Genomic DNA, 10643 nt, shown 5'->3' on the forward strand with positions numbered 1-10643 from the left:
CCCCCTATTCATAGAGCTATTGCTCCCCTGGAGACTCGATCACCACCTCTTCCAGATATTCCATCTGCTGAATAGCGCCATCCAGATCAATCTGATCCGGGTTGTCGGTAGACTGCTCACTCAGTAGCTCCCATAGCTCATCTTGCTCATAGGTCACACGAGAACCGTCACTGTCCTGAAAATAGGCGGCCCATGGAACAAACTTGGTCAACGGGAAGATCTGTCCAACCCGTGGTGAGATATCGATGTTGATCCCGGAGATAAAGAGCAGGCGCTTGCCATGATAGGCAGGATCCTGGGTGATGGTTCTGAAGGCGCGGTCAAATTCAACCTGTGAATTGATCTGTGCGGCAATCAGTGCCGGGGAGTTTGTAGTTACAATCTGTGGCATATAGGGTAGCAGATTTCTCTCCAGATGGTCGTGCCCCTCCTCTGCCTCCTGAATATTTCTCTCAAAAGAGAAGAGCTCTGCGCTCAATGCCGAACCAATTACCTGCGCCTCTCCCTCCTCCAGGAGTGAGAAACGCTCTGCAAAAGCGGCTGTTGCAAGAAACATCTTTGAGGTACTCAGTGCGCGCAGGATAAGATACTCCCCCTGCTCATCCTGTTGCACCATACTCTCCAGACACAGCACCAACCCCTCCTGGCGACGGCCATCAAGTAGCTGGTTGTCTATAGTTACCATAATCTCGCCATTACGCCGCTTCACCAGGATGTTTTCACAGGCAAAATGGTACTCGCTAAGATACCAGCTGGAGACCCCGGCAATCTTGCCACAGTCGGAGGTAGACTCGCAGTGGCTGGTCTGTAGCCTACGATAACTACCAAACTGCTCTGTATCCGGGTCATAGCCAACGTGGCTAGCCTGAATAATTACCATATCCTGGCCATGGTGGGCATGAGGCCCGTGGCGGTCGGTTGCCACAATGCCCCCAACTCGCCCATGGTTGAATGGAAAGGTACCAAAGTGTTTGGCGATTAGAATGATGGGGAAGCCTTGGTTCTCATCCGAACAGAAGGCGCGAGAGGGCATAATCCTGCCTGGCTCAAACCCCAGCGAGAGGCAGAAATTATAGAGCCTGGGAATGAATTGACTATAGCGCGTCATGCGCTGCTCTAGCTGAAAATCTCCCACCGATCTCATTCTCTATTCTCCATCTTGTTTAATATTCATAAATAGTGCCAGCAGGTCATTGAGAAACTCTCTTCCGTGGTCGGTTGCAACAACCTGCTCTCCGGTGCGTAACAGTAACCCCTCTCTGCACCCCTTTTCAACTGTTGACTCTACCCTATTCCAACTGCAACCGGTACGCTCCTCAAATTGCCTCACTGTAAACGGCTCATTTATCCGTAGTCTGTTCATCATAAACTCCAGCGGAAGATCATGTGCGGGCACAGTGTGGCGCTCTGACAACAGCCGCTCCGACCCCGCACCATCCATATAGCGCTGTGGGCTCTTCTGTCGTGATGAGCGAATAATGGCCCCATCTGCGGCCATGGTAATCTTGCTATGGGCCCCGGCCCCAATGCCGAGATAGTCCCCAAACCGCCAGTAGTTGAGGTTGTGGCGACACTCGCTCTGCTCTCTCGCATAGGCCGAGATCTCATACTGTTCAAGCCCCTCCTCCTGTAACAGCTGCTGCCCCTCCAGCTGCATCTCCCAGAGCTCCTCATCATCAGGGAGTGGTGGTGGCTGGTGACCGAATGGGGTGTTTGGCTCCATGGTGAGCTGATACCAGGAGAGGTGCTCCACGCCCAGCGCCACAGCCTGCTGCAGATCTCCCATCGCCTCCGCTCTACTCTGTTGCGGCAACCCAAACATCAGGTCCAGATTGATATTCTCAAATCCAGCCCCCCTTGCCATCTCAACTGCGGTAGCAGCATCCTCTCCATCATGAATTCGACCAATTGCCTCAAGCCTCCCATCATCAAAACTCTGGACCCCAATGGAAAGTCGATTTACCCCTGCCTGCCGATATCCAGCAAAACGCTCTTGCTCCACTGCTCCTGGGTTAGCCTCCAGTGTAACCTCGGGCTCCGGGCCAAACGGCAGACGGGCACGGATTCCAGACAACAGACGCTCTATCTCTTCAGCAGGAAAAAGGCTGGGGGTTCCTCCTCCAATAAAAATTGAGCGTACCGGTCGCCCCCAAACCCTGGGAAGCTCCCACTCCAGATCTAGCAACAACGCATCTACGTAGTGATCAAACGGCAGGGCATCTCCAGACGCATGTGAATTGAAATCACAATAGGGGCACTTCTGTAGACACCACGGCAGGTGGATGTAGAGCGAGAGCGGAATGACCGCAGTAAAGTTTAGCTCTGTAATAACTTGACCAGCCTCTTCAGCGCCTGCCCACGGTGGCTCAGCCTGTTTTTCACCTCTGCAGGAAGCTCTGCCGAGCTGCACCCCTGCTCCGGAACAAAAAAGATCGGGTCATAGCCAAAACCATTCTCGCCCTGAGGGGCAGTCAGAATACGCCCCTCCCAGCTCCCCTGGGCAATTAGTGGGGTTGGATCCTCTGCATGTTCCATGTAGACCATCAGACACTGAAAACGTGCACTACGCTGCCCCTCCGGCACCCCATCCAGCGCCCTCAACAGTTTCTGGTTGTTAGCTGGATCATTGCCGTCGGTTCCGGCATAACGGGCAGAGTAGATGCCCGGTGCCCCCTTGAGATAGTCCACCTCCAGACCGGAATCATCGGCAATAGCAGGCAATCCGGTATGGGCTGCCGCATTGCGCGCCTTGAGAATAGCGTTCTCGACGAAGGTAAGGCCGGTCTCCTCTGCCTCTACTACACCGAACTCTGTCTGCGGTATCACCTCCATCTCAAAGTTGGCAAGCAGCTCACCCAGCTCTTTCACCTTTCCCTTGTTGCCGGTTGCCAATATGATTTTTTTCACGCCAGAGACTCTTGTTGATGGGCAATCAACTCACCAATCCCCTGCTGTGCCAGCGCCAACATCTGCTGCATCTCATCCATGCTGAAGGGGGCCTCCTCTGCCGTCCCCTGTACCTCGATGAACTGCCCTTTACTGTTCATTACCACATTCATATCTGTTTCAGCGTTGGAGTCCTCAGCATAATCGAGATCAAGAACAGGTGTGCCCTGGTAAACCCCAACCGATACTGATGCAATTGGTGTTGTAATGGGGTTCTGCTCAACAGCTCCCACCTCCATCAGGTGTTGGATCGCATCAGAGAGCGCCACAAAACCACCTGTAATGGATGCTGTGCGGGTACCTCCATCAGCCTGGATCACATCACAGTCAACCGTAATCATCTGTTCACCCAGCATCTTAAGGTCAACTGCTGCTCGCAGTGAGCGTCCGATCAGGCGCTGAATCTCCATGGTGCGGCCACCCTGCTTGCCCCGTGCCGCTTCGCGCCCCATACGGCTACCAGTCGAGCGTGGCAGCATACCGTACTCCGCAGTTACCCACCCCTTGCCTTTACCTTTTAGCCAGCGTGGAACTCTATCCTCAACCGAGGCGGTACAGATTACCTTGGTCTCACCAAACTCCACCAACACCGAGCCCTCGGCATGCTTGGTGTAATTGCGGGTGATCTTGATCTCACGCATCTGATTAGGCTCTCTTTTACTGGGTCGCATGGGTAAACTCCTTGTATACTTTCCATCTATTGAAACGACACATTATCCGGTAATCGGAAGCAGGGTTCAAAAATGATTCAGAGCATGACCGCCTTTGCGCGAAAAGATATTCAGGCTGAATGGGGCAGCCTGGCATGGGAGATTCGTGCTGTAAACCACCGTTATCTTGAACTTTTCCTCAGACTGCCAGAAGATCTGCGCGCCATTGAAAACAAGGTGCGTGAACTGGGCCGCAAGAAGTTGGGGCGTGGCAAAGTTGAGTGTGGTCTCCGTTATGCTCCAGCCAACCATGCAGCTAGTGGCGTAGAGGTCAATGAGGAGCTTGCCAAACAGGTTGCAGATGCCGCAAAGAGAGTAGCACACCATATGGATAATGCAGCACGCATAGATCCTATGGAGATCCTCTCATGGCCCGGTGTAATACAGTCAGAAGATATTGACTCTTCACTTGTACAGCAGCAGGCTCTGGATCTATTCTCGAAAACTGTCAATGAACTTATAGAGACACGTCAACGTGAGGGAGAACGCCTTCAGGATATGATCCAGCAACGTTGTGATGCCATGCGCCCCCTGGTGGAGCAGGCAAAAGTTGAGATGCCAAAGGTGATGGAAAGTGTTCGGCAAAAACTACGCGAACGCCTGGAGGAATTTTTGGAACAGGCCGACGAAACTCGCCTGGAACAGGAGATGGCTCTTCAGGCACAAAAACTTGATATTGATGAAGAGATGGATCGACTTACAACACATCTGGATGAGGTAGAGCGCATCCTGAAAAAAGGCGGTGCAGTTGGTCGTCGTCTCGACTTCCTGATGCAGGAACTCCACCGAGAGGCCAATACCCTCGGATCCAAATCAGCCCATATCGAGACCACCAGGATCTCTGTCGAGATGAAGGTGCTGATCGAACAGATGAGAGAGCAGGTACAGAACATTGAGTAATGGAACCCTATATATAATCTCAGCCCCCTCTGGAGCCGGTAAATCAAGCCTGTTACAGGCGGTGCTCAGTGAGATCGATGGGGTTTTACTTTCTATATCACATACTACTCGCGCACCCCGTCCTGGTGAGGAGAATGGCATTCACTACAACTTCACATCTGTTGAAGATTTCCGTATGGGCATAGAGAAAGAGCATTTTCTGGAACATGCAGAGGTTTTTGACAACTACTACGGCACCTCTGAAATTTGGGTTCGTGACACACTACAACAAGGGCTGGATGTAATCCTGGAGATCGATTGGCAAGGCGCAAGACAGGTACGTGACAGAATGAAAGAAGCTGTCGGCATTTTCATCCTGCCTCCATCGCAACATGCCCTGCAAGAACGTCTACAGGGACGAGGACAAGACAGTGAAGAGGTCATTTCTCGACGGATGAGTGATGCTGTCAGTGAAATGTCTCATTACGATGAATATGACTTTTTGATCATCAATGATGAGTTTGATCAGGCAAAAGTTGAGCTTAAGGCCATTTTTCTTGCACAACGGCTACTAATCGATGCACAATCAGAGAGAAATGGCCTGTTACTGCAAAGTCTGCTGGAAGAATCCAGTTGATTTATATAGAATTACCGCCCTTTTCGAGCTGAACACTGACTGGAGTAATTACTGATGGCACGCATTACCGTAGAAGACTGCCTGGACAAAATTGACAACCGCTTTGATATGACCCTGATTGCCGCAGAGCGTGCACGTCAGATCGCTATGGGTGGAGAACCTATGGTGCCGGTTGATAATGACAAACCAACTGTAATTGCCCTGCGGGAAATAGCTGAAGGTCTCATTAATCGTGACATCCTTGACCAGATCAAAGAAGCTGCCGTCGCTGCTGATGAGGCTGCCGCAGAAGAGACGAGTGAGGCTGACGAGGAGGAGGCTTCTGCTGATACCGATGTCGCAACAGTTGCAGTTGCCAAAGACGAGGCGGCTTAACGCTTACACTTCTCTTCTATCATGTTTCTGATCAGTGATCTTGTCTCCCTCCTGGAGAGCTATCTTGATCAGAAGCAGGTTAATGAAATCTATGAGGCCTATCTCTTCTCTGCAGAGGCCCACGACGGACAACACCGCGTAAGTGGTGAACCTTACATATATCACCCCATTGAGGTTGCTCGCATTTTGGCAGAGATGCGAATTGACCATACCACCATCATCGCAGCGCTACTACATGATGTACTGGAAGATACCAACCACTCCCGAAAAGAGCTGACTGAAAAGTTTGGTGAAGAGATCACGGCACTAGTGGATGGAGTCAGTAAACTGACCCGCATGCAGATGGAGAGCCCGCAACATGCGCAGGCAGAAAATTTCCGCAAGATGATGCTGGCGATGACCAGAGACATCAGGGTTATCCTGATAAAGCTTGCTGACCGCCTCCACAATATGCGGACTCTTGATGGAATGAAAGCATACAAGCGCCGCCGTATTGCCCAGGAGACTCTGGAGATTCACGTTCCCATCGCTCATAGACTGGGAATGAACAAGGTTGCTACCGAACTAAAGAATCTCGGATTCTCAAACCTCTACCCCATGCGGGCGCGTGTTCTTGACAAAGCAGTAAGTCAGGCTCGCGGTAATCGCAAGGAGGTGCTTGATACCATCGAGACCACAATTCGCCAACGCCTGCTAGATACTAATCTGGATGCTGAGATAGCTGGACGAGAGAAACATCTCTACAGTCTATATAAAAAGATGAAGGATCAGCGCCTCCCCTTCAGTAAAATCTTTGATGTCTACGCATTTAGAATAGTTGTCTCATCAGTAGAGGAGTGCTATCAGGTGCTTGGCATTGTCCACAGCATTTATAAACCGGTTCCTGGCAAGTTCAAGGATTACATCGCAATTCCAAAGGCTAATGGCTACCAGTCACTCCACACCGTACTGTTTGGGCCACACGGTATCCCGGTAGAGATTCAGATTCGTACCCAGGAAATGCACACCATATCCGAGGAGGGTATTGCTGCCCACTGGGAGTACAAAGAGAGTGATACATCCAATATCACTAACACCGAGAAACGGGCCCGGCAGTGGCTGCAGGACCTTTTGGATCTGCAAAAAAATACCGGTGACTCCATAGAATTTCTTGAGAGCGTCAAAATTGACCTTTTCCCTGATGAGGTCTACGTGTTTACCCCCAAGGGAAAGATCATGGCGTTTCCTCGTGGTGCAACAACCCTTGATTTCGCCTACCGAATTCATACAGAAGTTGGAAACCATGCAATAGCTGCCGTAGTAAATCACAAGACAGTGCCTCTTAGTAGCCAACTCTTCAACGGACAGACTGTCGAGATCACTACATCACCCGATGCCAGACCAAATCCTGGTTGGCTACAGTTTGTAACTACTGGCAAAGCGCGCAGCAACATACGCCACTATCTTAAAAACCTGCAGCAGGATGAGGCTGTAAGGCTAGGTGAAAAACTGTTACTCAAGGCACTCTCCAGACACAATATATCCAGGAAGCGTTTCAAGAAGATGGAGATCACCTCTCTACTGGAGAAGCTGCAGCTCGAAGACACGGATGCGCTCTATAACGAAATTGGCATGGGTCAGAGAATGGCTGATCTAGTGGCTGGAAACCTGGTGCAGTATAAAACCAAAGAGCCCCAAAGCGACACAAAACATCCGAAGCAGAAAGGCAGGATGGCTGCGCTGTGGAATCCTCTCTCAAGGTTCTCCCCTCTTCTCAAAAGAAGAGGCAAAAACCATGATGACCAACGCCCCCTGATGATCCGGGGAACAGAGGGGATGGTGGTTCACTTTGCAAAATGTTGTCGCCCTATCCCTGGTGATCCTATTATTGGTCACATCAGCGCCGGCAAGGGGCTGGTTATTCACCGTAACGACTGTAAAAATGTATCCAATCTGCAGAGCCACCCTGAGCAGTGGGTAACCGTGGAGTGGTCCAAGAAAAGTGAACGGGATCTGCCTGCAGTAATCAGGGTTGATGTCACCAACAAACCTGGGGTACTGGCCACTGTTGCGGCAACCATCTCGGAGATGGGCTCTAATATCGATAATGTCACATTGGATGATCAGGACGGACGAACCAATGCCATCACCTTTATTATTCGTGTAACCGACAGAAAGCATCTCGCTTCAATTATCCGCAAGATCAAAAAATTGCAGCCGGTTACCACCATTCAGAGAATCAATGGATAAAACTCGAGAAAATAGACCATGACAAACAACAAACCACAGACAATTCAAACCGACCAGGCACCACAGGCTATCGGCACCTATTCACAGGCAGTGCGTACAGGAGAGACCGTCTACCTATCAGGACAGATTCCACTGATACCAGAGACTATGGCAATGGTTGAGGGAGATATGGAGGCACAAATTGTCCGCGTATTTGACAATCTCACCGCTGTTGCAGAGGCTGCTGGAGGCTCACTAGCCGATATCGTTAAACTTAATATCTTTCTCACCGACCTGAGCCATTTCCCACTAGTTAACGAGGTAATGGCACGCTACTTCAATACTCCCTACCCTGCACGTGCAGCTGTTGGGGTTGCGGCGCTTCCAAAAGCTGCCGGGGTAGAGATGGACGGAGTAATGGTGCTGAGCTAGCAACCTACATTGCCTGCCGTCTCCACACTAAAGGGGGTTGGTCCTCAACTCTCGAAAAGATTAGAGAAGCTACAGATACGTGAAGTAGCAGATCTACTGTTCCATCTTCCTCTTCGCTATCAGGACAAAACCAAAATAGCCCCAATCTCTTCACTGCAACCAGGTGATGAGAGATTAATTGAGGGGGTCATTCAGGGGTGTGCCGTACGTTTTGGCAAACGCCGCTCCCTGCTCTGCACAATTGCAGGCCAGAACAGCACTCTTACCATTCGTCTTTTCCATTTCAACAAACAACAACAGATAGCCCTGAAAGAGGGTACTTCTGTTCGCTGTTTTGGAGAGATACGCCGGGGCCCATCCGGGCTTGAAATGGTTCATCCGGAATACAGGATTATTCACCCAGACAGGCCTGCCCCTGAACTTGAAAAAAACCTGACCCCCATATACCCGGCAACCGATGGGGTTCGACAACGTACCCTGCTCTCCATAACGACGCAGGCACTTGTACGAGCTCTCCCGTTGGTTGTAGAGCTACTACCGGATATTTCACCTCTACAACATATGCCATCGCTGCAGGTGGCTCTGCAGACGCTACATCGGCCCACCGCAGAGACTCTTGCGGCACTGCCGCTATGCCGTGAACGCATTGCCTTTGAAGAGCTTCTTGCCCACCACTTAAGTCTTCAACAGCTACGTGGCCATTACAGACAAGATCATGCCTTCGCGCTATCAACAGAGAGAAGAGTGGTGGATAGTTTTATAGAACAGCTTCCATTCTCTCTGACAAATGCACAGCAACGTGCAATCAGTGAAATTTTTCTGGACTTGCAACAACCGCATCCCATGCAGCGGCTACTCCAGGGAGACGTAGGCTCTGGAAAAACCATTGTGGCCATCTGTGCCGCACTGCATGTAACCGAATCCGGATTTCAGACCGCTCTGATGGCACCAACAGAGCTATTGGCAAGACAACACCACAACAACATCTGTAGCCTGTTAGAGCCACTGGATATATCTACAGGATTTCTCTCGGGCAGCATGAACACAAAGGATAGAGCTGAGGTTACTGACAAAGTGATTAGTGGCAAAACCTCAATTGTTGTGGGAACACATGCACTGTTCCAGAAAACTATTCAATTCAGAAACCTTGCACTAATCATCATTGATGAGCAGCATCGCTTTGGGGTTGGACAGAGACAGGCCCTGCAACAGAAAGGTGTTGATGAGATCACCAGTCCTCATCAGCTAATCATGACCGCAACTCCAATCCCCCGCACCCTGGCCATGACCTTCTACGCGGATCTTGACAGCACTGTTATTGATGAGCTCCCGCCCGGACGTACTCCCATTAAAACTGTCACCATTCCTGAATTCCGTCGAGACGAGGTGCTGGAACGGGTACATGCAAACTGCAAACAGGGACGTCAGGCCTACTGGGTGTGCCCGCTTATAGAGGAGTCAGAGGTATTACAGTGCCAGGCAGCTTCGGAAAGCGCCAAAGAGATACAGCAGCGATTCCCCGACCTTTCAGTTGGGCTGGTACATGGGCGCATGCCGCCAGCTGAAAAAGATAAGGTTATGGGTAACTTCCATAAAGGAGATGTGCATATTTTGGTAGCAACAACCGTTATCGAGGTTGGGGTAGATGTGCCCAATGCCAGCTTGATGATTATCGAGAATGCTGAACGGCTAGGCCTATCCCAACTCCACCAACTCAGAGGAAGAGTAGGACGTGGGGCCATCGCCAGCAGCTGTCTGTTAATGTACCGAGCACCCCTTAGTAAAATTGCGACAGAGCGACTACAGACAATTCGGGAAAGCAGTGATGGGTTTGAGATCGCGCGCAAAGACCTGGAGATGCGTGGGCCCGGAGAGCTTCTGGGACGACGACAAACCGGAACACCTCAACTACGCATGGCTGACCTGGTACGTGATCAACACCTGATTCCAATGGTAGAAGATATTGCCAGGCAGATGCTACAAAACAGCCCTCAGGACAAGATAACCAGACTGATTAAACGCTGGATTCCTGATGCAGAGCGGTATCGCTCGACTGGTTAACGTCGCAAATCACCGGCGGTAAAAGGGAGAGCGAGGAACGAGCGGCGCTTTTTGCTGTCCGTGTGAATTTGCCTTGTTAGGCTATCGCGACCAATCGCTGACGTTCAAGTTTCCTCCAGAGACATCTGCCTGGCTGCCACCTGAACCACTGCAAATGATAACTTCTGTAGGATTGCTTAAAGCAATACAGCAGAATTTTCCATTATCTTGTTGGATATTGGTTGAGAGAAGACGTTTGCTATTCATTTGTTGCCATTCCTCCATGGTATTGTATAACTCTTTCATAGAATTACTTTCAAAATAGAGCAAGTTGTGTTTATTTGCGTCAATCATGATTTCTCCTCAATTATCGTGAATCTTGTGTCTATTATAATCGTACGTTCGCTTTGCCTAAC

At 50.5% G+C, this 10643-nt stretch carries 11 protein-coding genes; 6 read left to right on the forward strand and 5 right to left on the reverse strand.

The genetic code is table 11. The features are described from left to right. Positions 1-16 precede the first annotated feature (16 nt). The 4 genes from AC3ZFK_RS04075 to rph are packed head-to-tail and all read right to left on the reverse strand — an operon-like array spanning position 17 to position 3617. Positions 17-1144, reverse strand: a complete 1128-nt coding sequence (locus AC3ZFK_RS04075; protein ID WP_487506577.1) for a hypothetical protein — start codon at positions 1142-1144, stop codon at positions 17-19. A 3-nt stretch (positions 1145-1147) separates the two neighbouring features. Further along, the gene (gene hemW / locus AC3ZFK_RS04080) at positions 1148-2329 is read right to left on the reverse strand and encodes a radical SAM family heme chaperone HemW (RefSeq protein WP_487506623.1); all 1182 of its coding nucleotides are present in this window, start codon (positions 2327-2329) and stop codon (positions 1148-1150) included. After that, the gene (locus tag AC3ZFK_RS04085) at positions 2317-2907 is read right to left on the reverse strand and encodes an XTP/dITP diphosphatase (RefSeq protein WP_487506576.1); all 591 of its coding nucleotides are present in this window, start codon (positions 2905-2907) and stop codon (positions 2317-2319) included. The genes hemW and AC3ZFK_RS04085 overlap by 13 nt, the downstream gene beginning before the upstream one ends. Then, on the reverse strand, positions 2904-3617 hold the full coding sequence (gene rph / locus AC3ZFK_RS04090) for a ribonuclease PH (protein WP_487506575.1): 714 nt from the start codon (positions 3615-3617) through the stop codon (positions 2904-2906). Before rph ends, AC3ZFK_RS04085 begins: the two co-directional genes overlap by 4 nt. Positions 3618-3689: 72 nt before the next feature. Here rph and AC3ZFK_RS04095 point away from each other — a divergent pair, with 72 nt between their 5' ends. From AC3ZFK_RS04095 to recG, 6 genes are read left to right on the forward strand one after another with little or no spacing between them, the layout of a single operon-like run. Beyond that, positions 3690-4556, forward strand: coding sequence for a YicC/YloC family endoribonuclease (locus AC3ZFK_RS04095; protein ID WP_487506574.1), 867 nt, complete (start codon positions 3690-3692; stop codon positions 4554-4556). Then, positions 4549-5172 carry a guanylate kinase gene (gene gmk / locus AC3ZFK_RS04100; RefSeq protein WP_487506573.1) on the forward strand — a complete coding sequence of 208 codons (624 nt, stop codon included), beginning with the start codon at positions 4549-4551 and terminating at the stop codon, positions 5170-5172. The genes AC3ZFK_RS04095 and gmk overlap by 8 nt, the downstream gene beginning before the upstream one ends. A 54-nt stretch (positions 5173-5226) precedes the next feature. Beyond that, positions 5227-5547 carry a DNA-directed RNA polymerase subunit omega gene (rpoZ, locus tag AC3ZFK_RS04105; RefSeq protein WP_487506572.1) on the forward strand — a complete coding sequence of 107 codons (321 nt, stop codon included), beginning with the start codon at positions 5227-5229 and terminating at the stop codon, positions 5545-5547. Positions 5548-5568: 21 nt separating this feature from the next. Next, on the forward strand, positions 5569-7776 hold the full coding sequence (locus tag AC3ZFK_RS04110; protein ID WP_487506571.1) for a RelA/SpoT family protein: 2208 nt from the start codon (positions 5569-5571) through the stop codon (positions 7774-7776). Positions 7777-7794: 18 nt separating this feature from the next. After that, positions 7795-8187: a RidA family protein gene (locus tag AC3ZFK_RS04115; RefSeq protein ID WP_487506570.1), complete on the forward strand. Its 393-nt coding sequence runs from the start codon at positions 7795-7797 to the stop codon at positions 8185-8187. 9 nt (positions 8188-8196) lie between these two features. Further along, complete coding sequence (recG, locus tag AC3ZFK_RS04120) at positions 8197-10248, forward strand: ATP-dependent DNA helicase RecG (RefSeq protein ID WP_489433734.1); 2052 nt, start codon at positions 8197-8199, stop codon at positions 10246-10248. An 81-nt stretch (positions 10249-10329) separates the two neighbouring features. On the opposite strand, the gene AC3ZFK_RS04125 is transcribed toward recG, so the two are convergent. Continuing rightward, a complete protein-coding gene (locus AC3ZFK_RS04125) occupies positions 10330-10581 on the reverse strand; it encodes a hypothetical protein (protein ID WP_487506568.1) in 252 nt (83 codons plus the stop codon). Between the last annotated feature and the right edge of the window lie 62 nt (positions 10582-10643).

It is taken from the genome of Candidatus Thiopontia autotrophica (genome assembly GCF_982804495.1).